At 69.3% G+C, this 22,690-nt stretch carries 20 protein-coding genes and 1 pseudogene; 8 read left to right on the top strand and 13 right to left on the bottom strand.

Features of this window, described 5'->3' with window-relative positions:
- Window positions 1-55 precede the first annotated feature (55 nt).
- A complete protein-coding gene (locus tag SRB5_RS00165; protein WP_153449332.1) occupies window positions 56-1,090 on the bottom strand; it encodes an MDR family NADP-dependent oxidoreductase in 1,035 nt (344 codons plus the stop codon).
- 236 nt (window positions 1,091-1,326) lie between these two features.
- On the opposite strand from SRB5_RS00165, the gene SRB5_RS00160 reads away from it, so the two are divergent.
- Complete coding sequence (locus SRB5_RS00160) at window positions 1,327-1,803, top strand: MarR family winged helix-turn-helix transcriptional regulator (protein ID WP_153449331.1); 477 nt, start codon at window positions 1,327-1,329, stop codon at window positions 1,801-1,803.
- A gap of 100 nt (window positions 1,804-1,903) precedes the next feature.
- Here the strand turns inward: SRB5_RS00160 and SRB5_RS00155 are convergent, their stop codons facing one another.
- Window positions 1,904-2,521, bottom strand: coding sequence for an HAD family hydrolase (locus SRB5_RS00155; protein WP_153449330.1), 618 nt, complete (start codon window positions 2,519-2,521; stop codon window positions 1,904-1,906).
- A gap of 378 nt (window positions 2,522-2,899) precedes the next feature.
- On the opposite strand from SRB5_RS00155, the gene SRB5_RS00150 reads away from it, so the two are divergent.
- Both SRB5_RS00150 and SRB5_RS00145 read left to right on the top strand, forming a co-directional pair.
- On the top strand, window positions 2,900-4,159 hold the full coding sequence (locus tag SRB5_RS00150; RefSeq protein WP_153449329.1) for a VWA domain-containing protein: 1,260 nt from the start codon (window positions 2,900-2,902) through the stop codon (window positions 4,157-4,159).
- Window positions 4,159-4,971: a hypothetical protein gene (locus SRB5_RS00145; protein WP_153449328.1), complete on the top strand. Its 813-nt coding sequence runs from the start codon at window positions 4,159-4,161 to the stop codon at window positions 4,969-4,971. Before SRB5_RS00150 ends, SRB5_RS00145 begins: the two co-directional genes overlap by 1 nt.
- A 141-nt stretch (window positions 4,972-5,112) precedes the next feature.
- Here SRB5_RS00145 and SRB5_RS00140 read toward each other — a convergent pair whose 3' ends face one another.
- The 6 genes and pseudogenes from SRB5_RS00140 to SRB5_RS00120 form a co-directional block, all read right to left on the bottom strand.
- Window positions 5,113-6,135 carry an alcohol dehydrogenase catalytic domain-containing protein gene (locus SRB5_RS00140; RefSeq protein ID WP_153449327.1) on the bottom strand — a complete coding sequence of 341 codons (1,023 nt, stop codon included), beginning with the start codon at window positions 6,133-6,135 and terminating at the stop codon, window positions 5,113-5,115.
- Between the two features lie 49 nt (window positions 6,136-6,184).
- Window positions 6,185-6,910, bottom strand: coding sequence for a hypothetical protein (locus SRB5_RS00135; RefSeq protein ID WP_153449326.1), 726 nt, complete (start codon window positions 6,908-6,910; stop codon window positions 6,185-6,187).
- A 299-nt stretch (window positions 6,911-7,209) separates the two neighbouring features.
- A complete protein-coding gene (locus SRB5_RS00130; RefSeq protein WP_153449325.1) occupies window positions 7,210-7,779 on the bottom strand; it encodes a TetR/AcrR family transcriptional regulator in 570 nt (189 codons plus the stop codon).
- Between the two features lie 390 nt (window positions 7,780-8,169).
- Window positions 8,170-9,003 carry an aldo/keto reductase gene (locus SRB5_RS00125; RefSeq protein ID WP_228389702.1) on the bottom strand — a complete coding sequence of 278 codons (834 nt, stop codon included), beginning with the start codon at window positions 9,001-9,003 and terminating at the stop codon, window positions 8,170-8,172.
- A gap of 78 nt (window positions 9,004-9,081) precedes the next feature.
- Window positions 9,082-9,375, bottom strand: a pseudogene (locus tag SRB5_RS36090) (nuclear transport factor 2 family protein); the annotation flags it as partial.
- A complete protein-coding gene (locus tag SRB5_RS00120) occupies window positions 9,372-10,634 on the bottom strand; it encodes an MFS transporter (RefSeq protein WP_153449323.1) in 1,263 nt (420 codons plus the stop codon). The gene SRB5_RS00120 and the pseudogene SRB5_RS36090, both read right to left, overlap by 4 nt.
- A 148-nt stretch (window positions 10,635-10,782) precedes the next feature.
- On the opposite strand from SRB5_RS00120, the gene SRB5_RS00115 reads away from it, so the two are divergent.
- Window positions 10,783-11,256, top strand: a complete 474-nt coding sequence (locus tag SRB5_RS00115) for a MarR family winged helix-turn-helix transcriptional regulator (protein ID WP_153449322.1) — start codon at window positions 10,783-10,785, stop codon at window positions 11,254-11,256.
- A 334-nt stretch (window positions 11,257-11,590) separates the two neighbouring features.
- On the opposite strand, the gene SRB5_RS00110 is transcribed toward SRB5_RS00115, so the two are convergent.
- Window positions 11,591-12,244 (bottom strand): TetR/AcrR family transcriptional regulator, encoded by a 654-nt coding sequence (locus tag SRB5_RS00110; RefSeq protein WP_153449321.1) that lies wholly within the window; start codon window positions 12,242-12,244, stop codon window positions 11,591-11,593.
- A gap of 191 nt (window positions 12,245-12,435) precedes the next feature.
- Here SRB5_RS00110 and SRB5_RS00105 point away from each other — a divergent pair, with 191 nt between their 5' ends.
- The 3 genes from SRB5_RS00105 to SRB5_RS00095 all read left to right on the top strand — a co-directional run bounded on the left by SRB5_RS00105 (window position 12,436) and on the right by SRB5_RS00095 (window position 14,307).
- Window positions 12,436-13,467, top strand: a complete 1,032-nt coding sequence (locus tag SRB5_RS00105) for a medium chain dehydrogenase/reductase family protein (RefSeq protein ID WP_153449320.1) — start codon at window positions 12,436-12,438, stop codon at window positions 13,465-13,467.
- 227 nt (window positions 13,468-13,694) lie between these two features.
- A complete protein-coding gene (locus tag SRB5_RS00100) occupies window positions 13,695-14,036 on the top strand; it encodes a hypothetical protein (RefSeq protein ID WP_153449319.1) in 342 nt (113 codons plus the stop codon).
- A gap of 109 nt (window positions 14,037-14,145) precedes the next feature.
- A complete protein-coding gene (locus tag SRB5_RS00095) occupies window positions 14,146-14,307 on the top strand; it encodes a hypothetical protein (RefSeq protein ID WP_153449318.1) in 162 nt (53 codons plus the stop codon).
- A 249-nt stretch (window positions 14,308-14,556) separates the two neighbouring features.
- On the opposite strand, the gene SRB5_RS00090 is transcribed toward SRB5_RS00095, so the two are convergent.
- The 3 genes from SRB5_RS00090 to SRB5_RS00080 form a co-directional block, all read right to left on the bottom strand.
- Window positions 14,557-15,330, bottom strand: a complete 774-nt coding sequence (locus tag SRB5_RS00090; RefSeq protein ID WP_153449317.1) for an alpha/beta fold hydrolase — start codon at window positions 15,328-15,330, stop codon at window positions 14,557-14,559.
- A 67-nt stretch (window positions 15,331-15,397) separates the two neighbouring features.
- The gene (locus tag SRB5_RS00085) at window positions 15,398-15,967 is read right to left on the bottom strand and encodes a DJ-1/PfpI family protein (RefSeq protein WP_323376656.1); all 570 of its coding nucleotides are present in this window, start codon (window positions 15,965-15,967) and stop codon (window positions 15,398-15,400) included.
- 729 nt (window positions 15,968-16,696) lie between these two features.
- Window positions 16,697-18,568 (bottom strand): ThuA domain-containing protein, encoded by a 1,872-nt coding sequence (locus SRB5_RS00080; protein WP_194292784.1) that lies wholly within the window; start codon window positions 18,566-18,568, stop codon window positions 16,697-16,699.
- On the opposite strand from SRB5_RS00080, the gene SRB5_RS35780 reads away from it, so the two are divergent.
- Window positions 18,555-18,761 carry a hypothetical protein gene (locus tag SRB5_RS35780; RefSeq protein WP_194292783.1) on the top strand — a complete coding sequence of 69 codons (207 nt, stop codon included), beginning with the start codon at window positions 18,555-18,557 and terminating at the stop codon, window positions 18,759-18,761. The two genes, SRB5_RS00080 and SRB5_RS35780, sit on opposite strands and share 14 nt — an antisense overlap.
- An 11-nt stretch (window positions 18,762-18,772) precedes the next feature.
- Here SRB5_RS35780 and SRB5_RS00075 read toward each other — a convergent pair whose 3' ends face one another.
- Complete coding sequence (locus tag SRB5_RS00075; protein WP_194292782.1) at window positions 18,773-22,663, bottom strand: ThuA domain-containing protein; 3,891 nt, start codon at window positions 22,661-22,663, stop codon at window positions 18,773-18,775.
- Window positions 22,664-22,690: the final 27 nt, after the last annotated feature.

Raw genomic sequence — 22,690 nt, 5'->3', positions numbered from 1 at the left:
CCTCGCCTCGCTCTCTCTCGCCCGTCCGCCCGTACCGTGCGGCGGCGGGCGTGCGCTATCGCGGCGGCAGTTCCACGACGACAGTGCCGAAGTGCCGCCCCTCGGACAACTCCTGCAACGCCTGCCGGGCCCGGTCCATGCCCGCCAGCCGCACATGCGGAAACGTGATCTCACCCGAGCGGAGCCAGGCGCCGAACCGGTCGGTCCACTCCTTCCCCACCTCGGGATGGTCCGCGCCGCGGTAGCCGCGGAGCGTGATCCCCTTGGTGATCAAACGGTAGGTGTCGATCTCCGCCGGGGAGCTGTCCCCCCGCCGGTCCGGTGCCAGCTGGCCGGCGAGGGCGCCGACCAGCGCGACGCGGGCGCCGGTACGGACCGCCGCGAGCGCCGCGCTCAGCTGCTCGCCTCCCACGGTGTCCAGCACGACGTCGATGCCTCCGGGCGCCGCCGCCTCCAACGGTTCCGGAAGACCGGGTGACGGGGCGACCACCACCGAGTCATAGCCCAGCTCGCTACGCAGCCGCCCGGCCTTGGCCGGAGAACGGGTACTGCCGATGACCCGCCCGGCGCCCAGCAGCTTGGCCACCTGACCCGCCAGGGTTCCCACCGCCCCGGCCGCTCCGGTGACGAACACCGAGTCGCCGGGCCGGACATCGGCCAGCCGGGTGAGTGCTCCGTAGGCGGCCGCCCCCGACGACAGATGAGCAACCGGGTCGGGCAGCACGTCGCCCAGCAGGACGCAGTCCGCCGCCGCCACCACCGCGTGCTCGCGCCACCCGAACAGATGCGTGACGGTGTCCCCCGGACGCAGCGGGCTGTCCGGGCCGACCGCGACGACCTCGCCGACGGCGGGGCCGAAGAGCGCGTCACCAGGGTGGATCGGCGGCAGTGGTACGTCCTGGGCCCCGCCTCCGATCAGGGTGCGCAGTCCGGGGAAGACGAGGAAGTACTGGTTTCGCACCACGACGTGGCCGGGACCGGGAGCATCCAGAGAGCGGGTGACGACACTCAGGTGCTCTGGTCCGGGCAACCCCTGCGGGGCATGCGCGAGCCGGATCTCGCGGGTGGCGGTGGGCAGGGCAGTGGCCATGGAGGGGACTCCTGATCTCGGGACGTGTGCCGCGGCGGGACGGCCGCCAACGGCGCGCCGACCCTAACCCTTGACGTGCACGTCAGCGGCAAGGCCGCTGCCGCTTCCCGCAAGGGCCGACAGCGACGGATCAGGACTCGTCTTCCACTTCATTGCGGCGGGCCTTCCGGATTGGCTTCCTGCGCAGGCAGGCACCCGGAGTGGTTGCGCGGGCATGGTCCGATACGGTGCTGGGCATGGCGACGGAGAAGCTGAGCGATCTTGAATACCAGGCCTGGAACGGTCTGCTGGTCACTCATGATCGGATCTGGCGTGAGATCGAGGCCGGACTGGCTCCCCTGAACGTGAGCATGGCCGAGTACAGCGTGCTTGCGCTGCTGGCCGAGGCCGGCCGCAAGGGCATGAGGATGTCGGACCTCGCCCAGCGGCGCCTGATGTCCACCGGCGGGTTCACGCGGCTCGCCGATCGGCTCGAGAGCCGCGGGCTGATCGAAAGGCAACGGTCGGCCGGCGACGGCCGCGGCTTCACGGCGGTCCTGACCCGCGACGGCCGGGCACTCCTGCGCAAGGCGTGGCGCCGGCAGTACAGCGACCTGCGCAGGCTCTTTCTCGACCGGCTCGACGACGACCACCTGCGCAACCTCGCCGAAGCATGGGTGCTGCTCGCCCCGGAGGACGAGAACACACAGGACGGACCCTCGGGAGCATTCTGATGTGAGCTTGTCCGTTTGATCGTGTGCGGATGAGGTGACGAGGGCTGTGGCGAGTTGCAGTGATACCCGGAGGCCGGTGTCTGTAGGGGCGGGTGGCCTGTCAGTCCAGGAGTAGTGCGGCTGCGGCCCGTAGTTGCCGGATGTCCTGGTAGTGCACGCCGGTTGCGCCGGCTGCTCGGGCTGCGGTGATGTGGCCGGCGGTGTCGTCGATGAACAGGCAGCGCTCGAGGTCGGCTCCCGCCCGTTGGGCGGCTATGTCGAAGACGCGTCGGTCGGGTTTGGCCACTCCGATCCTGGCAGTGTTGACCACTGCGTCGAACGCCTCGTCCAGTCCGATTGCGGCGAGATACGTCTCCAGCCGCGTGGTCGCGTTGGAGACCAGGACCACCGGCACCCTCGTGCGAAGCGTGGCGAGCAGATCCACGACGTCGGGATCTACTCGGCCGGTGAGCCGGCTCCATGCCGTGACGAGCTCCCGGGCCCGCTGAGCTGATCCGCAGGCCGGGGTCAGGCGCTGGGCGACCTGGTGCCGCCACTGTTCGTCGCTCAGGTGCCCCGTGACGGCTGCCTGGAGCAGCTCATCTTCGAATGCCGTCCCTGCCAGCGTGCCCTCCGGCAAATCCCAGGCCCGGTCCAGCGTGGTCATCCCGTCTGGGTCCCACAAGTGCACGACTCCGTCGAAGTCGCACAGCACTGCGTCGAACGGCAGCGTATCCATGAACGGCGATCATGCCATGCCCGATCGACGCCAACGTTGTCCGGACGGCCGGCGGAGCTTCGTACGCGGCTGTGTCGTCATGACCAGCGAGTGTCGCAGCCACCTGCGACAGCCGGAGAAGCGCCCACGGCGGTTCTTCCTGACAACGACAGTGGTGCCGCAGGATGCTCGGGACGTGGTGGCGGACGTCAACCGGCCACAGGGGACTACGCCCGGGTGGGCACCTTCGTCGTCTGTGGCCACGCCTGAACGCGAGGGGCGTTTGGGGCGGTTGTCCTGTCTGCCCCGGGCGCCTGCGTGGCGCGGGTTGTCGGCGTTCAACGGCTGGTGGTGGGGGCCGTTTTGGTGTGGGGGCGCCGTGGTCAATAGGATCCGGCGATGATCAGAAGTTATCGGTGGGCGGCCGGGGTTTTTGCCCTGCTCGTCGTCCTTTCTACCGGGGTCGCCGTCTCGTCCACGGCCGTCGCCGATGAGACCACGGCGACCGCGCCCAAGGTCGATCTCGTTCTCGACGTGAGTGGTTCCATGCGCGCGACGGACCTCGGCGGGCAGTCGCGTATGGCTGCCGCAAAGCAGGCGTTCGACGAAGTGCTGGACGCCACGCCCGAGGAGGTCCTGCTCGGTATCCGTACGCTGGGTGCGAACTACCCCGGCGACGACCGGAAGAAGGGCTGCGAGGACACCGCGCAGCTCTTCCCCGTGGGGCCGCTGGACCGCACCGAGGCGAAGGCCGCGGTAGCGACCCTGACTCCGACCGGTTGGACCCCCATAGGCCCGGCCCTGCTGAAGGCCGCCGATGACCTCGAGGGCGGTGAGGGCAGCAAGCGCATCGTGCTCATCAGCGACGGTGAGGACACCTGCCAGCCCCTCGACCCGTGCGAGGTGGCGCGGGAGATCGCGGCGAAGGGCGTCGGCCTGACGATCGACACGCTGGGTCTGGTGCCGGACGCGAAGCTGCGTGTGCAGCTGAGCTGTATCGCGGAGGCGACCGGCGGTACGTACACCTCGGTCGAGCGCCGTGAGGAACTCAGCGACCGCGTCAGCCAACTGGTGGAACGGGCAGCCGATCCGGTCGTGGTGCCCAAGGCCGTGCAGGGCGCCGAGGCATGCGAGCAGGCGCCCGCCCTCGAATCGGGACTGTTCACGGACCGTGAGGAGTTCGGGCAGCAGCGCTGGTACCGGGTGGATGTGGAGCCGGGTCAGGAGCTGCGGGCGTCGGTGAGCGTGGCGGCCGACCGGGCCGTGAACCCGGACTACGGGGTGCTGCTGCGCGCGGTGACCGTGAAGGGCAGGGAGATCGTCCGCGGTGAGGCCGCGGGAGCCGGCCGCACCGACGTGATGTCGACGGGCCTGCGCTACCCCAAGGCCGAAGCCGACGACGACGAGACCGCCGAGACGGTGTGTCTCGTGGTGACGAACTCGTTCTCGCCGGCCGGCGGGGTGAAGACCACCCCGGGGCTGCCGCTGGAGCTGACCGTGGACGTCGTGGACGCCGGGGACTCGGCGTCCGACGTGGCCGCGTTCGGCCTCGGGCGGGGCTGGTGGCTGCTGGGTGTGCTTGTCGTTGTCGGGTTTGTGGCGGGTGTGCTGTGGGGCTGGGTGTCGCGCTGGCGGGTCGCGGTCTGGAGGACCAACTGATGCGAATCGTACGAATACTGACCGGCACCCTGCTCCTGCTGGGGCTTGCCGTTTCCCCGGCCGTCGCCGACTCCTCACCCTCCGCAAGCTCTTCGCCCGAGGCTGACGGGCCGACGGAGGCGGGTACGTCGTTCCGTACGGCTGCGGAGGTCGACCAGGGCACCAAGGCGACGGCCCAGGGCTCGACGGGCGACTACATGTACTGGTCGTTCCCGGCGGAAGCCGGACAGCGGCCCACCGCACGAGCCGTGGTCACACTCCCGAAGGAGACCGCGTCCGCGTCCACCTGGCAGCTCGACGTCTACGACGGCCTGCGCCGCCGCCAGGCCTGCCAGTACGGCGCCCAGACACGCACCGCCGCCACGGGCGCCGCCACGGTGGACCTGTCGTGCACCCTGCGCACGGTCCGCGCCTGGTCGGAGCCGTGGGCCAACGACCCGCTGCCCGGCACGTACTACATCCGGCTGACCGCCACCAATCTGGCGACGGGTGACCGAGGCCTGGCGTTCGGCGCCGAGACCGAGGTGGAGTCCAAGGACATCGGCGGCCCGGCGGCGGTGGACGGCTCCCTGGCCGAACCCCTGGTGCCCGGGATCGCGGTGACCTCGGCCCAGTCGCAGGACTCGGACGACTCGACGGACACGGCCAAGCTGTTCTCCCTCGAGCCCGACGGCGGCTGGGGTTCCGGCTGGTGGTCGGACCGCTGGGTGTGGACCGGGATCGGCGGCCTGCTGGCGGCCCTCGCGGGCGTCGGCGGCTACGCGCTCACGCGCGGGTCGGGCCGGCCTGCTCAGGTGCCGCCGGGACACTGACACGCCGCACGAAGGGGTCCGTCTGCCGCAGAGGCGGGCCCCTTGTGGTACCTCGTGTACGCCGGACCTCGCGCACACGAGGTACCACTCGACCGGCGGCGCGGCACGCGCCATGATTCCCGGCATAAGCGGTGCCTGGTGTCAGTGACCGATCTCGAGCACCATCCGGAAGCGTGCCTCGCCGGACATCATCCGCGTGTACGCCTCCTTGGCCTGCTCCAGGGGAACGGTTTCGACCATCGGGCGGATGTTGTGGGCGTGGGCGAAGCCGACGTTGTCCTCGTTGTCGCGAGGCGTGCCGGTCAGCGAGCCGACGATCGAGCGAGCACCGAAGACGAGCGGCACAGTGCTCACCTCGACCGGATCCTGCGCCACGCCCAGGACGACCAGCTGCCCGCGGACGGCAAGCCCCCCGACCAGCGGCGACATCGATGCGCCACTGCTGGCGGTGGCGAGAGCGACCCTGGCACCGCCGAGTTCCCGCAGTGCCTGTCCCGGGTCGCTCGCGGTGGAGTCGATGTAGTGATGCGCTCCGAGCTGCAGCGCGAGCTCCTTCTTGCCCTGACCGCGCGCGATCGCCGCCACCTGGAACCCCATGGCCCGCGCGTACGGGATGCCGAGGTGTCCCAGGCCGCCGATGCCCTGGACGGCGACGAGATCGCCCGTACGCGCGGCCGAGGTCACCAGCGCGTGATGCACCGTCAGGCCCGCACACATCAGCGGTGCCAGCTCGGCCGCCGGCATGTCGTCCGGTACCGCGACAAGACCCGAGGTCCGGGCCGTGACGTACTCCGCGTACCCTCCCTGCTGACTGTCGCCCAGTACCGGCTGGTCGGTGCAGTACACGAAGTCGCCGCGCCGGCACATCGCACACGTGCCGCAGTGCCCGCCCAGGTAGCCCAGGCCGACCCGCTGTCCGACGTGCCACCCGGAAACACCGTCGCCGAGGGCGTCGATCCGGCCGATGACCTCGTGCCCGGGCACCACGGGGACGCCGGACGGCCGACTGCCGGTCATGTTCATGATTCCGGCTGCGTCGCTGTGGCAGACCCCGCACGCCTCTACGGCGATCCGGACCCGTCCGGCCCCCGGTCGCTCCAGCGTGCGCTCGACGAGGGTGAAATCACCGTCGGCGGTCGCCTCGACGGCGCGATAGCCGCTCATGACATCCCTCTGTTCCTGTCGGGGCCCTGTCGGGTGGACGTTCGTCGCTTCACGAGACCGTGATCTCGGTGAGGTCGATGGAGATGATCACCGGCTCGGCGACCTTCCGGTTGTTCTCGTCGGTGAGGTGCACCGAGCGCCTGGCCGGGAAGACGAGCCCGCCGACGTTCTGGTGCTCCCACGTGTAGTGCGCCGAGTCGCGGTCGGCGGCACCGAACACGTCGGGACGGTAGTCGTGGCGCCGGATCAGGCCCTCGGCATCGATGTAGTAGGTCTGCACCCGGCTGTGGGTGGCGATGTGCTCGGGGAAGGTCACCTGCAGACGGCGCCAGGTCTCGCCGTTCTCCTCCCACGGCCCGATCTCCGTGGCGGTGAAGCCCGGCTCGGTGAAGACGAAGGGCTCGGTCAGATAGGTCCACATGGCGTACCCGGCGAAGTACGCCGCGTGCAGACGGTCCCACGGGGTCTCCAGTGTGTGGCCGGCGAAGGATTCCCGTGGCCGGACACGTTCCTGCGACACCTGCCCGTCGAGGGATTCGACCGCGACCCGGTCAGGGGTGTAGGCGGCTCGCAGCCCGGGCTCCGCGAAGGGGGCGAGGGTGGCCGACTGCCGGTGCAGGTCGGCGGTGATGCTGTACCGGTCGAGGACCCCGGGCTGGCCCTTGAGGCCCCACAGCGCTCCGCCGGCCTGCACCTCGGCCGTGATCCGAGTGGCGGAGTGCCATCGGTCGAGGCCACCGTGGGCGGCGACGACGGTGTCGAGGAGATCGGACATGAGGGGGTTCCTTTCCTGGTCCCGATCAAATGAATATGACCGGTCGTCTTAAACGCTAGATGCGGATCGCCCCAAACGCAAGCGAGGGTCTTCGTGGGGGCTGTGCGACCGGGTCCTCGTGCTGGCGTGTGAATCGGCAGAGCGGTGATTACCATCCCGCACCGCCGAGAACGCGGCCGGAACGAGTTGCCGGCCAGGAAAGAAGCCCACAAGGCTTCCTGCCGCAAGGCCCGCGCCCGGGCCGACCACCGCCTCGCCCGTACGAAGGCCTGGGGGATCTCCTGCTCCGGGGCGGGCCCTCAGACGACGAGCGCGTCGAAGACGTCGAAGAAGCCGTCCAGCGGAGCCCGGCTCCGGGTGACCTTCGCCCGCAGCACCGCGCCTTCCCACCCGTCCACGAGGAACTGCCCGAGCCGGTCGGGCGGGAGGGGACTCGTGAGGGCGCCGGTTTCACGAGCTTCCTGCAGCACCTGTGTGACGGCGTCGGTCCAGGTGCTTAGCCCGGTGTCCACCTTGCCGCGCATGAGGTCGGTCTGGTTCGACAGTTCCGCTCCGAAGTTCCCGAACATGCACCCGCGCTTGTAGGAGAAGTTCTCCAGATCTGCGGCGAGGTACTCGAAATGGGCGCGGAGCCTCGGCACGGGCGCCAGCTGCCCGTCCGCGAGCATCCCCAATCTGCGGGAGGCGGCGTAACGGTCCAGGACCTCGCCGGCGAGGGCTTCCTTGTTCTCGAAGTGGTTGTACACCGACCCCTTGGGAACACCGGCCGTGCGGGCGATGTCCTGGATCCCCGTGCCGTTGAATCCGTGCTCGTGGAAGCACTTTGTGGCGGCCTCGACCAACTGCGGACGAACGCTGGGCCTGGGCATGCGGCCCCCTTTCTTCCACACACGAGAATATGAACGGTCGTCTTGTTCGTCAAATCGAACTGTTCAAGATCGGTGGCAGTGGCCCGTGTGCGTCCGGAGCCGGTGGGCCGGGCCGACGGCACGCGGTGTGCTCGCCCTGGGGAGGGGGAGGCCGGTAGTCGGTCTTGTCTGCACCAGCTTCTGGCCAGGTCAGTTCAACCTGCGCGGGTGCATGAGCCGGTCGAGGGCGGTGGTGGTGGGGGGCGAAGGAACGGTCTTCGGGAGTCGGATGTATGGGGGAGCGGTCAGGAGCACATGAACGCGCTCGTGCGGGCGGAACCTGCCGTTCCGCCCGCACGATCCGGGGCAACCCAACCCGTCAGGGTCGGATCAACCGTGACTCCAGGAAAGTCAGCTGAGCTGGTCCGGGTGCGGACCCGTGCGCAGATCACGGTCCAGGCCGGCGATCGACGCCATCTCGGCGTCCGTCAGCGTGAAGTCGAAGACGTCGAGGTTCTCGCGGATACGGACTGGCGTGACGGACTTGGGAATGACAATGTTCCCGAGCTGCAGGTGCCAGCGAAGGACCACCTGGGCCGGGGACTTGCCGTGGGTGGTGGCGATGGTGGTGATCGCCTCGTCGCCCAGGACGGCGCCCTGCGCCAGGGGGCTCCAGGCCTCGGTCGCGATGCCCAGCTCGGCGTGTACGGCGCGCAGTTCGGTCTGCTGCAGGCCCGGGTGCAGTTCGATCTGGTTCACGGCGGGGACGAGGTTTGCGCCGTCGGTGAGGCGGCGGAGGTGGTCGGGCTGGAAGTTGGAGACGCCGGCGGTACGGACCCGGCCGTCGGCGACCAGCTTCTCGATGGCCTTCCAGGTGTCCCGGTACAGGTCACGGGCGGGGGTGGGCCAGTGGATGAGGTACATGTCGACGTGGTCCAGGCCGAGCTTGGCCAGGCTGGCGTCGAAGGCGCGGAGGGTGGAGTCGTAGCCCTGGTCGGCGTTCCACAGCTTGGTGGTGACGAACAGTTCGCCGCGGTCGAGTCCGGAGGCTGCGAGGGCCTTGCCGACGCCGGCCTCGTTGCCGTAGATCGCGGCGGTGTCGATCGAGCGGTAGCCGGCCTCGAGGGCCGCCGTGACGGCGGCGGTGGTCTCGGTGTCGGGGACCTGGAAGACGCCGAATCCGAGCTGGGGGATCTCGGTGCCGTTGTTCAGAGTGACGGTGGGGATGCTGTTGTGCGGTGCCATGGTGGGTGTGGCCTTTCGGGCGGTACGGGTTGTACGGGGGGTCAGGGTGTAGCGGACGGTCTGGGCGCTGATGAGCCCGTCGCGGAAGACGAAGGTGTCGACGCCGTCGGTGACCTCGTGGCCGGCGGTGGTCGCGCTCCACTGGAGGAACAGCACGTCACCGGCGAACCGCGGGGTCAGCTGCCAGTCGGCGTCCGGGAGATCGGCGAGCAGTGCGCCGATGCCCTGCCGTACTCCCTCGCGTCCCGTGAGGGTTCCTCCGGGGGTGAGGAGGACGGCGTCCTCGGTGTAGTTCCGGCTGATCAGGTCGAGGTCTCCGGTGCCGAGCCGGTTGCCGTGGTCGGCGAAGACCTCCTGCGGGGTGCGGCTCATCGGGCGAGCTCTGTGGTGGGGGCGGCGGTGGTGCTCATCAGAGGTTCCTTCTCGGGGACAGTGGCGGGGGCGGGCTCGGTCGCCGCGGACCCGGCGACGACGCGGCCCGCGCTGTGGGTACGGCGGTTCAGGCGGGCGGCGAGGAGGGCGAGGAGCAGGGCCGTACCGGAGAGGATCGCGCCGACCCAGTTCGGGGCGGTGTAGCCGAGTCCGGCGGCTATGACGACGCCGCCGAGCCAGGCCGCGAGGGCGTTGCCGAGGTTGAAGGCACCGATGTTGGCGGCGGAGGCCAGGGTGGGCGCGGCGGAGGCCTGGTCGAGCACCCACTTCTGCAGGGGCGGTACGGTCGCGAAGCCCAGGGCGCCGATCAGGCTGAGGGTGATCGCGGCGAGGATTTTGTTGTGCGCGGTCGCGGTGAACAGCAGCAGGGCGGCGGTGAGGCCCGCGAGCGCGGTGAAGAGCATCGGCATCAGGGCCCGGTCGGCGAACCTGCCGCCGATCAGGTTGCCCAGGAACATGCCGACGCCGAACAGGACGAGCAGCCAGGTCACGGCACCTTCGGTGTAGCCGGTGACCTCGGTCATCATGGGGGTGATGTAGGTGATCGCGGCGAAGACACCGCCGTAGCCGAGGACGGTCATCGCCATGGCGAGCCAGACCTGGACGTTGCGGAACGCGGCGAACTCCCCGCGTACGCTCACCGACTCGGGCCGGCCGGTCTCGGGGATGAGCCTGGCGACGCCGAGGAGGCCGATGATCCCGAGGGCGGCGACGATCGCGAAGGTGACGCGCCAGCCGGCGGCCTGGCCGATGGAGGTGCCGCCGGGTACGCCGACGATGTTGGCCACGGTCAGGCCCATGAACATCAGGGAGATCGCGGAGGCCTTCTTGTGCGGGGCGACGAGGCTGGCGGCGACGACGGAGCCGATGCCGAAGAACGCGCCGTGTGCGAGGGAGGCGACGATCCGGCCGGCCAGCATGAGGCCGAAAGTGGGGGCGAGGGCGGAGAGGGCGTTGCCGGCGACGAAGAGGCCCATGAGGAACATGAGCATCTTCTTGCGGGAGACCCGGGTGCCGAGCACGGTCAGCAGCGGGGCGCCGGCGACGACGCCGAGGGCGTATCCGGAGACCAGCCAGCCGGCGGTCGGGATGGTGACGCCGTAATCCGCCGCGACCTGGGGCAGCACGCCCATGATCACGAACTCGGTGGTGCCGATCCCGAAGGCCCCGATGGCGAGGGCCAGGAGCGCGAGGGGCATGGGGGAGACCTTCCAGATGATTGCGTGTGGTGGTGACGTCACAAGACAATAATTGCAGACGCTGGATAAAGGCAAGTGGCGTTAACCGTGACACGCAATAGTCCTCGTGTGCAATTATTGAGTGGGATGGCCCGACGAAGGAGCCTGGATGACCGCCGCCGCACCCGCACCCACCGCCCCGGCCCACGGCTGGCGCGCGCTTTCCCGGCTGCACGGCCGGATCGAGTCCCACCTGGAGCACGCCCTTCAGACCGGACACGGTCTGAGCACGCGTGAGTACTCCCTGCTCGACGTGCTCAGCCGCCAGCACGACGGAGAGGGCGGCCACCTGCAGATGAAGCAGGTCGCAGACTCCGTCGTCCTCAGCCAGAGCGCCACCACCCGCTTGGTCACCCGCCTCGAGGACCGCGGGCTCCTCGCCCGGTACCTGTGCCCCACGGACCGCCGGGGCATCTACACCAACGTCTCCGAGGCGGGCCTGAAACTCCTTGAGGAGGCCCGCCCCACCAACGACGCCGCGCTGCGCGAAGCCCTCACCGAAGCCGCCGAGGACCAGCAGCTCGCGTCCCTCGTCCGCGCGGTCGAGGCCACCCGCACGCCGGCGGTCGTGGGCGCGGCGTGACGGCTCTGAACATGTGCGGCGGACCGGATGATCCGCGGGACACCGGTCGGCGCCGGACCCGAAACTCCGCGCCCGGCGGGCCCTGAACCGCGTACGGAACGCCGGGGCCGACCCAGCCTGCCGGGCAGCCCGCAGCCCCGGCTGCAGGCGAGCGACCCTATTGCGGCCCGGCTGCGGGAACGTGGGGCGCGCCCTGCGACGCCGGCGCGGACCGGGCGGGGGTATGAGCCGGAGGCCAGAAGGCAGGGCGTGTACGGGTGCAGGGGCGCTGTGCCGTGGTGGTCGTTGGCCTGCGTGTTTGCGGGCGGCAGGGGGCGGGGCGCTTGCCAGGGGGTCACCGGGTCAGGTGGCGCAGTTCGCTGTCGTACAGCTCGGCCGGGTCGAGTCCCATGCCGGTGAAGTGGCCTGCCAGCTCCAGGGAGAGGACGCCGTGCAGGCGGGTCCAGAAGAGCAGGGCGCGGCGCAGGTCGGCCGGGGGTGCCGGATGGCCGGCCGCCCACTGGCGGTGCGCGGCGAGGTGGGCGTCGAGACGGTCCTCGTGCGCGGAGGGTGCGGCGGCGCTGCTCGACGGGGCGGCGTCGAGGAGTACGTCCATGATCTGTGAGGCGGTGACGGTGACGTCGTCGGGTGCGTGATAGCCGGGGACCGGTGTGCCGTAGACGAGGAAGTAGCGCTGGGGGTTGTCCAGTGCCCAGGTGCGCAGCGCGTGTCCCAGTCCCGCTAGGTCCGCGCCCGAGGCGGCGGCGGTGCGCAATGTGTCGGCGAGGCTGCGGTAGGCGTCGCGGATCAGTTCGGTGATCAGCTCGTCGCGGCTGGCGAAGTACCGGTAGAGCGCGGGGCCGCTCATGCCCATCTGCTTGGCGATGGCGTTCAGGGACAGGCCTGGAGCGCCTGCGGCGGCGATCTGCTCCCAGGCGCACTCCTTGACTTCGGCCCGGAGCTGGGCCCGGTAGCGCTCGCGTGGGGTCTCCTTGGCCGCGCTGGTCATGTGTTTGTCCCTTTTCGTGTTCGGTCACCGGCTCCGGGGGCCGGGTCGGCTGCTTGGAGTGTGCTCTGGGCGCATGCTTCGAGTTAGAGCCTATTACGAACGCGTTTGACTGTCACTCGAAGTGTGAGTTATAACTTCTAACGAACGCACTAGATGCTAACTACGCTGGTGGGAAGTCGATGGAGGCCGTCATGAACGCTGAAGAACTGATCGAGGTCGTACTGCCGGGCAAGGTCGAGCCGGAGGGCCTTCAGGTACGGCAGGGGCCCCTCCCGGCCGCCGCCCCCGGCCGGGTCGTCGTCCGCATGGAAGCGACCGGCGTCTCCTTCGCCGAGCAGCAGATGCGCCGCGGCCGCTACTACGACCAGCCGCCCTTCCCGTTCGTTCCCGGTTACGACATGGTCGGCATCGTCACGACGACCGGCGACGGTGTCCGGCCGGGTCTCGTCGGCACTCGGGTGGCCGCGCTCCTGAAGACCGGCGGCTGGGCCAGTCACGTGGTCGTCGACGCCGCCGATCTGGTACCGGTCCCGGACGGGATCGGCGCGGCGCAGGCGGAGACGGTGGTGATCAACGGCATCACGGCGTGGCAGATGCTGCACCGCAAGGCCCGCGTCCGTACCGGGCAGACCGTCCTGGTGCACGGCGCCAACGGGGGAGTCGGCTCGGTCCTCGTCCAGCTCGCCCAGGCCGCCGGCGCGCGAGTGATCGGCACCGCCTCCGCGCGCCACCACGCCGCCCTGCGGGAACGCGGAGTGGCACCGATCGACTACCGCACCGAGAACATCCCCGCCCGCGTCCGTGAACTCGCCCCGCGCGGTGTGGACGCGGTCTTCGACCACGTGGGCGGCCGCGGCATCACCGACTCCTGGGGCCTGCTGGCACCCGGCGGCACGCTCGTCTCCTACGGCAGCGCCTCCACCCGGGACGACGAGGGCTCCAGGCAGTGGCCTGTGCTCAAGCTGCTCGGCCGGGTGTGGCTGTGGAACGCCCTGCCCAACCGCCGCCGCGCCTACTTCTTCAACGTCTGGGCCGGCCGGGCGCTGAGCCGCAGCCGCTTCCGGGCCTGCCTGCGCGCCGACCTCACCAATGTGTTCGAAGCGCTCCAGCGCGGCGAGATCACCGCCCAGATTGCCGCCGAACTACCCCTCACCCGGGCTGCCGAGGCCATGCGCCTGGCCGAGTCCGGCACCGTCGCCGGGAAGGTCGTCCTGTACGCCTGACGAAGTCCGGGAAGCCGGCGCACACCACGACGGACCCGGCCCGCGCCCTCCTCTCACCCCTGTGCGCCGCGTCGGTTCCTGCTCTCCCCGGCGCGTGCGCGACGCGCCACCCGGACCCGCCGCCACCCGCTGAGGGAAGGGGCGCCTGGCGTCCCCTCCCGCGGCCTATAAGTAAGTGACCACTCACTCACCAAGCTGTGTTCCATCCCACTCAGAAGGACCTCACCATGTCGACCCTCACCGCCCAGCCCGCGCAGTCCGCCCGCGTGCGGTCCGTCATCGTCTCCGCGTGGGCCGTCCCCGCGCTGACCGTCGGGCAGTTCGCGATGCTCGCCGTCGTTCCCGTCGTCGTGCTCACCGTCACGGTGTTCCGCGACGCCCGCCTGCGCGCCCTGCGCTGGTGGACCGCGGCCGTCGCAGGGTCCTACGCGACCGGGCTCGCGGCCTGGGCGATCGGGCCCGACCGCGCACCGAGCCTGTCGAAGGACCTGAACCCGGCGCTCGCCACCCTGATCAGCCTCGCGGGCGCCGCCGTGGCCGTGCGGTACCACCGCCTCCAGCGCGACTGAACCACCACCGATCCAACCCTTCCCAGCTCTACCCCAACCGTTGAAAGACGAGGAACCGCCATGAACACCACCACATCCACCCGCCGCCGTCTGATCGTCCCGGTTCGCTGTGCGCTGGGTAGCGCAGGGCACCTACTGCGGCGGGTTCCCGGGCGCCTCTCAGGACGCGGCCGGATCGGTGATCACCTTCCACGACACCGACTTCGTGCGTGTTGAGAACGGACTGCTGGTCGAGTACTGGCTCAACGCCGACCCCCTCTCCACCGCCTGATAGGACACCAGTCAAAGAAATTCCTCTTCACGAACGGAGGCGTTCTCGTTCGAAGCACTCCGAGTTGCCGGATACGCCGACAATCGGCGTGGCTACGTCCGGTTTTGTTCACGAAGACGCCGATGCGAACATGTCGAGCGATGACATACGTCATGGCTCGGGCGTCGGGGAGGGCTTTAGCTTCTGCGCGGATCACGCCTTCTTCGTGCTGATCCGCCTGAGCACGGGCTGCGGACCTGTCCGCAGCAATTAGTGGCCTCGTTCCCGGCTGAGGAAGCACGACAGGAGTCGCCTGAAGTCGTACGGGTGCTCGAGCGCCGGCACGTGCCCGCATCGGCCGAGCACGTGCAGACGGGCATCGGCCAGGCGTTCGAGCAGAGGCAGGGCTGCCGTTCTGAGCGGGGTGACTCGGTCCTCGGCGCCGTGGACGAGCAGCACGGGCGCGCGGACCCCTGCCAGCGTTTGCGCCGAGAGGGTGAGATCGTCGGCCCAACGTGCCCTGGGCGGAGGGAACAAGGACGCGAATGCGGTCGCCCCCGCTCGCATCGCAGCCGCACGGGCAGCGACGGCCGACTCGGTCACGAGCGCTTGGTCGAGGACGAGGCGACTCAACATGTCTCGTGCCCCGAGCGGCCCGGCGGGGGCGGCCCAGACCGCGTCGAGCTCGGCGGACAGCGGCGCCCCGGGGGCGCCCATCGTCGAGACCGCCACGACACGGGTGACCTGCTGGGGACGCGCGGCCGCCAACGCCAGCGCCACGGCACCTCCCATGGAGTGGCCCACCACGGTGTAGTGCTCGACACCGAGAGCATCCATCAGGCCCGCGGCCTGCTCCGTCCACAGCCGGAGCCCGCCCCTGGAGCCCGCCGGGATTGGTGTACGGCCGAACCCCGCCTGGTCAGGAGCCACCAGGTGCCAGGACGTGCCCAGTGCCTGTGCCGTCGTTGCCCAGGCTCCGGATCCGGTCGTACCGGGTCCGGAGCCGTGCAGCATCAGCACCGAGGGCCCGGCACCGCTCTCCATGACGTGGACGGGGGAACCATCGACTGTGAGGGTCCGAAGTGCCGTCACCGAAACATGCCAGGGGTGCTCATGCCGGTGTGGAGTTGACGGACTTGGAGAAGACTTCCATCATCGCCCTGCCGAACTGTGGCATGTCGGGCCATCCGCGGCAGGAGACGAGGTTGCCGTCCACGACGTCGGGAGCGTCGACGACTGTCGCGCCGGCGTTTTCCATGTCTCCGGTGATGGGGGGAAAGCACGCCGTTTTTCGGCCCTTGAGCAGCCCGTATACGGCCGGTACCTGTGCGCCGTGGCATACCAGCGCGATCGGGAGGCTGTGCGCGAAGAAGTGTTCGGTGATGCGCCTGACGTCGGCGTCGGTCCGGATCCACTCGGGGGCGCGTCCCCCGGGAATGATGAGGGCGTCGTAGCGTTCGACGTCGACTTCGGCCCAGGGCACGTCGACGGGCAGCTTTCGGCCGTTCTTCTCCACGTAGGCGTCGGAGTCGGGGTCGAACTCGTGGATGACCAGCTGAACGTCACGCATCGTCCGTGACGACACGTCAACGTCCCAGCCGCCCTCCTGTACGCGATAGTAGGGATACATGGTGTCGAGCTCCTCGGCGGCGTCGCCGGTCAGAAGCAGCGCTCTGGACACCTACTTCTCCTCGCATCTGGGGCGGGTGAGGCGGATCCGATCCGATTGCATCAGCATTCCTCGGGCCAGCCCGCCCGTCAAGCCTCTACACCATTCGTCCGCCGCTTCCGGCCCGACACAGCCGACCGGCCCCAACAACCCCCAAGTCACCGACTGTCGCATCGACATACGTAATAGCCGAGTTTCGGGAGGCCCTCCGGCTGTCCGAGCAGCGTGTCACACAGCCGGCCGCGAGGTCTTCCCGGCGGCGCTCCGCCCGTCATGGCCCCACGGCCCCGTGCGATCGTCGCTTCGTCGCCCGTCGTGACGCGAGGTTTCTTCCAGACTCTTCGCGAACCTGTTGACGTCGGCCGCAACGCTGCTGCAGGCCGACGACCACCCCGATCGTATAGGAAAGGTGACGGACGCTGGCCGTCCTGCACCATCGCGGAGTCGCTCGCCGGCGCCCTGCTTCGGCCGCCTGAAGCTCCCGCCACGGGTCACCGTCATCTTCCCCCTCCGATCACGGACGCATCCGTTCTCCGCGTCGCGGAACGCGTTCTTTCATTTCATTTGGCCGGCTCATCACGATCTCGCGATCGGCCTCGGTAATCGCCCTGCCGGCACTGCGGCACCAGCCGATGTTTCGTCGGTGATCATGAGAAGGTCGTGCACACATCCGCGATGATGGTGCACTCCAGCGTCAGCGCGGTGGGAGCGGCGATCCACCGCTCCCACCGCGTGAACGGATCAGCGGTTGAGGTTCTGCATCCACTCCCGCAGCTCACGTGCCTGCCGTGCGAGCTCGGATCGCGCAGCAGCGTTGCCGGAGGCCTCGTCGTTCGCCAGGTCGACGATCGAGTTCAGCGCCGGGATAGCGGTGGTGTAGTTGGTTGCCAGGTAGCTGTCCCGCGCGATGCCCAGGGCGGTATCGGCGGCGTCCGCGGCGTCCGCGGTCAGCAGCCCGGCCGCTCGGTCAGCCTCGATCAGCAGGCTGGTCTCGCGGTAGGACGAGCAGTTGGCGCCCGTGCGGTCGGCGGTCGTCTCGATCCCGCCGAGGATGATCTGCATGAACGAGTCGTCGTAGTACTGCGTCCGGAAGTGACCCAGGATGTTCGAGAACGCCTTGCCACCGTCCCAGTTCTGGCACCACGCGATCGGGTGGTCGCCGTTCATCAGCCGCAGCGGGTTGGTGGCCGCGTTGCCGCTGTTGAGGCTGCGCTGGTAGCTGTCTTCGTTGAGGCTCAGCAGCGTGTGCACGTCGGCCCGCATGTTGCGGTCGAAGTTGTAGAGCTCATCGACCGTCATCCACCGGTCAGGGAGATGCGCGGTCGCCGGGTGCGTGTTGTCCTCGGTCACCACCTCGGTGTGGATGCAGCTGCCGCACTGGCCGAAGCCGTTCTGGCCGTTCGGATGGTTGGTGAAGAACCCACCGGCGAGGTTGCCGTACCACGGCCAGGTGCCGATCTCGAACGAGTCGGCGGCACCGTGGATGCCGACCCAGCCGCCGCCCTGCTTCATGTAGGCCTCGAAGTTCGGCTGCTCGGTGATCGCATTGAGCGGGCCCGGGTGCCCGACGTTGGACTCGAAGACGATCGTGTCGTACTGCTTGAGCGTGTCGAGGCTCAGGAACGGGCTCGTGGGCAGTGTGACGGTCGGGAGCTGCGGGTCGTAGACGTCGACGTTGAAGTTGTGCTCGATGCCGAGCTTCTGGATCGCGGCCACGGTGTGCGGGATGTGGTCGTGCCGGAAGCCCGTCGTCTTGGCGAAGACCAGGACGTTGTAGTCGGCGTCCGGATTGTGCGGGAGCGGGGCGAGCACCGGGTCCGGGATGAACTTCGGGCCCTCCGCGGGCTCGGACTCCAGGCCCGTCGCGGGCTCCGGCGCGAGCTGGCCGTTGAGCTGGTCGATCAGGTAACGCGCATCGCCCACGAGTGTGCTGCGGGCCGAGCCGGGTGCGATCCGGTCGCCGGCGATCGAGACGAACTCGTTCAGGACCTGGCTCGCGTGCTTGGCCGAACCTGCGTCGGCGAGCGCCTTCGCCTGGTCGAGCTTGGCTTGGAGCGCCGCGCCGGCCTCCGCCGGGACGCTGCCGGCGGTCACGAACCGGGCGATCAGCGTGCCGACGTCCGCGAACGATGTCGTCACGATGAACGTCTGCGTGTACTTCGCGCTGCTGGAAGCAGCGTCGGAGAGATGTACCGCGAGCGTGTGCACGCCGAGCGACAGGTCGGAGGTCTGCACCGGCAACGGCGGGACCAGCCTGCCGTCGAGGTACATGTTCAGCACAGCCACTCCGCCCGAGCCGGGGGCGGGGTCCGTGCGCGTCGGGATCAGTGTGGCGGCGTGACCGACGTGACCGTCGGTGATCGCCGGGTACGATGCAGCCGGCGCGCGCGTGTCGATCCGGACCGAGATCGAGCGGGCCGCCGCGATGTTTCCGGAGGTGTCGACCGCGCGGTACCGGACGCTGGTGTTGCCTTCCTGCGTGATCACCGCCGATGCCGTGGCCGACGCCGGTGCCTCCTCGACGGGCACGTCGATGTAGGCGGTGCCGCCGTTGAGTGAGTACTGGAACTTGGCGATGCCGACGTCGTCGGTCGCCGACATGTTCAGGGTCACCGAGCCGGTGTACCAGTTGTTCTGGCCGGTCGGCGCAGAGGGCGACAGCGTCGCCGCGTTGATCGTCGGCGGTGTCGTTTCCTGTGCCCACGACGGTGCCGCGGGGATGAGTGCGGCCGCCGTCACGCAGGCGACCACTGCCGATGTGCGAAGTCTTCTCCGCATGAGTGTCTTCTCTCTCCTGCCGCTGTAACGGCGGGTTCGCTAGGTGCCGATGCCCGTGCCGACGAACTCGGCCCAGTTGAGGTTGAATAGGTTGCCGCCCGTGGCGCCACCCGTGACAGAGCGGAACACCAGGAACAGCTCATGCGTCCCGGACATCGAGACGGGGAACGTCTGGCTCGTCCAGGTTCCCGACCCGCCGGTGGACACGAGGTTGTCCGTCGCCAGGATCGGCCCGGTGACCGAGTCCTGACGGACCTCGATTGCCGCCAGCGGCGACCCGGGCGTGCGGCCGTTCGCCGCGTCCGCCGCGCGGAACGTGATCGAATCGATGTCGGTCAGGTTGAATGGGCCGTTGAGTTGGAGCCAGTCGCCCGAGCCAAGGCTGCCGCGGTGCACGCCGGTGCCTCCGTCGGTGTTGGTCGCCGTGTTGGTGCCGGACTGGTTGACGACGAACTCCACCTCCTGGTGCTTCTGGCGGATCTGGTGCTGGCCGGTCGTGGTCAGCTGTGGGACGCCGCCCGGACCGCCGTGGTCGGCGTAGCGCGCCTGGATTACGCCGGAGACGGTGCCGCCGTGTGAGGCGTCGTCGGCCTCCGTGTGGAGCACGCCCGAGCAGCCGTTGACGGACTCCTCGGCGTGGCCGTGCGCGTCGTGGCCGAGCACGAACGTCACCTGCACCTCGGAGCAATTCACTGTCCCGTCCTCGGGGTCGGTGACCGTTACCGAGAACGGGATGTCGTCGCCGAACGCGAACGTCCCGCCCTCCACCGGCGTATCGACGACCACCGTCGGGCTTGTGTTGCCCACGGTGATCACGGTGCTGGTCGAGGTCTGCTCGCCGGACGAGTCGAGCACGGTCAGCACGGCCGTGTAGCGGCCGGACTGCGTGTAGGTGTGTGCCGGGTTCGGGTCGGTCTCGATCGCCGAGCCGTCGCCGAAGTTCCACTCGTAGCGGATCGAGTCGCCGGGATCCTCGTCCAGCGAGCCGGCGCTGGAGAAGTTCACGGTCAGCGGCGTCGAGCCGTCGGTGCGGTCCGTGGTGAGCACGGCCTTCGGCGCGCGCTTGCCCTTGACGTACTCCCACTTGTACATGCCCGCGTCGGGGCTGATGACGTTGAACCCGTTGCCGTAGGTCAGCAGGTAGAACGCGCCGTCAGAACCGAACTGCAAGTCCATCGGGTTGTCGCACTCGAACCGGAACCTGCCTGCCCCGGCGTTCGCCCGGCTGCCGCAATCCAGGAAGTTGTTGATCTTCTGGACGTGGTTGTTCTGTTTGTCGAGCTTGACCTCGCGCAGCGTGTCCTGCGTCCACTCGCTGACGATCACCGAGTCGTCGTAGTACGGCGGGAACTTGTTGGTGTTCGGGTTCTCCGCGTCGTAGTGGTACTTCGTGACCCCGTGCGGCCCGACGCCGCCGGTGAAGAGTTCGGGGAACAGCCGCGGGCATTCGGTCGTCGAGCCGGGCGCGACCGGGCCCGGGGTCGGCGCGTAGTAGGCCTCGCACGGGGTGCCGAGCGGCGCGTTCGTATTGTTGTCGCGGTAGGAGTACCAGATGTCCGGGTCGGTGACCGGCGGGACGTCCCTCAGGCCCGGCTCGACCGTCGGACCGCCCTCGATGTTCCACAGCGAGTCGTTGCGCTGCGTCGGCCCGTCACAGTCGAACTTCTGAGGCGGGTTGTTCAGCGGCGTGCCCGCGGTGGTGGTGCCGGGCGCGAACTCGTGGAAGTTCCACTCGTAGTGCGCGAGGTCGCGCTTGTAGCACGTCGGCCAGCCGTAGTTGGACGGCTTGCGCACGATCTCGAAGCGGCCGGTGCCTGCCGGGCCGTGCGAGCGCTGCGGTGTCTGGGCGTCGGGCGAGTAGTCGCCGATGTAGGCCACGTCGTTCTCGTCGACCTGGATCCGGAACGGGTTGCGGAAACCCATCGCGTAGACCTCCGGCCGCGTCTTGTCCTGTGGAGTGCCCGCGACCAGCGGGAACAGGTTGCCCGACGGGATCGAGTAGGCGCCCGTGCCGGAGCCGAAGTCGACCTTGTTGGCGTCGGCGGCGGAGATGTTGCCGTCCTTGACCTTGATCCGCAGCACCTTGCCGCGCAGGTCGTTGGTGTTCAGCGCGCTGCGGCGCGAGTCACCGGTGAGCCGCTGATACCAGCCGCCCGCCTGCGCCGTGTTGGTGGCGATCGCCGGCGTGGCAGTGCCGGTCAGGCCGGCACCGTCGGCGGTGATCTGCGGCTGATCGGACTGCTGCTTGCCGCGGCGGAAGAACACGTTGACGTTCGACGTGTTGACCGGGCCGCCGCTGGTCTGGATCTCATCCGCCTCGATGTTCGAGAGTTCCTCGAGCGCCGCGTCGATCGCATTGCGATCCGCGTTCCACGCGATCGGCTCCGTCGTCCGGCCCTCGAAGGTCAGCGTGAACGTGCCGCCCGTCGCGTTGGTGACGCGTACGGTCTGCTGCTCGTCGGTCTTCTGTGAGTTGTACGGCCCGTAGCCGCCGCCGTTGATGCCGCCCGCGGGCGTGTCATCGCCGGTGACCATCCAGAGGTTGCCGTGCTTGTCGAAGTCGATGTCGCCCCCGACGTGGCAGCACTCCTGGCGGTTGACCGGCACGCGCATGATCTGCTGCTCGGAGCCCATGTCGAGGTGCGCCGGCGTGCTGTCGGTGGTGTCGACGAACTTGAAGCGGCTGAGCTGGAAATAACCCACGTACGGATCCCACGCGGTCTTGGACGCCGCCACGTTCGGCGGGGTGGTGTTCGGCGTGATCTGGGTGACGACCGATCCGTCGCTCAGCTTGACATCGGTGACCTCCTTCGCCGAGTAGTAGAGGTACACCCACTTGTTGGTCGCGAAGTTGGCGTCGACCGCCGGGCCGTAGAGCCCGTCCTCGCCCGCGGTGTAGATCTGCTGCGTCATCGGCAGGCTCGGATCGGCGAAGTCGGCGACGACCGTGGTGACGCCCGTGGCCGAGTCGTGCATGCGCAGCGAGCCGAGGCGGTCCGACTGCAGAACGCGGCCGTCCGGCAGCTGGTCGAAGCCGATCGGCTCCTGCAGGTTCGGCGGCGAGCCGATCTTCGTCTGCTCGTAGTTGGTCAGCACGGTCGCGCCGCAATCGCTGTAGACCGGGTCGGCCTGGCCCGCGGCCCAGCCGATCGCCCCCTTGAGGTGCTTGGTGAGGTCGGCGTCGAAGCTCGCGGCCGTGTTGCCCAGGCCGGTGTAGAACGAGCGGCCGCCCTTGAAGTCCTTGCACCACGAGACCGGGTGATCGGCGCCCATCGTGCCCCCGGCAATCCCGTCGAGGTCGGCGCCCTGCGGCTGCGGCCCGAACGGGTCCTCGACGACGGTGTCGAGGACGTGCGACACACCGCGGACGTTCTTCGTGAAGTTGTACCAGTTGTCCGTCCGCGACCAGAACTGCGGCAGATTCTTGGTCGCGTCGTGGACGCGGTCGGCGACCTTCACGTCACCCGATTGCACGTCGGTCCTGCCGGTCGCACGCGTCCCCAGGATGTCAGTCAGGAACGACCAGGACTCGTCGGTCTCGACCGCCGAGCCGACGCCGACGAAGCCGCCGCCGTCGCGGAAGTAGCTCTCGAAGTTCGCGCGTTGCCCGTCCGTGAGCGGACTCGCGTGACCCGTGTCCAAGAACACGACCGCGCGGTACTGCTCCAGCTTCTTCTCCGTGAACTGGTCGCCCACGTCAGCGGGTCCGGGCGCCACGACCGTGAAATCACCGGTTCTGGCCGCGTCCCGGATCGCGGCCAGACCGGCCGACGACACCGTGTCCTGGGTGCTGCGTACCACGAGCACCTTGAAGCCGGCGTCTGGTGGTGCGGCCTTGGCGGCAGGCGCGGGCTCAGCCGCCGTGGCGGCTTCGACGCTCACCGGCGTCGCGAGGAGCGTGATGAAAGGGGCGATGAGGGCCAAGGCCATCGCGGTTGCGGTGCGACGTCTCGGGCG

It is taken from the genome of Streptomyces smaragdinus (genome assembly GCF_009604385.1).
Classification (GTDB): domain Bacteria; phylum Actinomycetota; class Actinomycetes; order Streptomycetales; family Streptomycetaceae; genus Streptomyces; species Streptomyces smaragdinus.
This window is presented reverse-complemented; position numbering and strand designations above follow the sequence as displayed.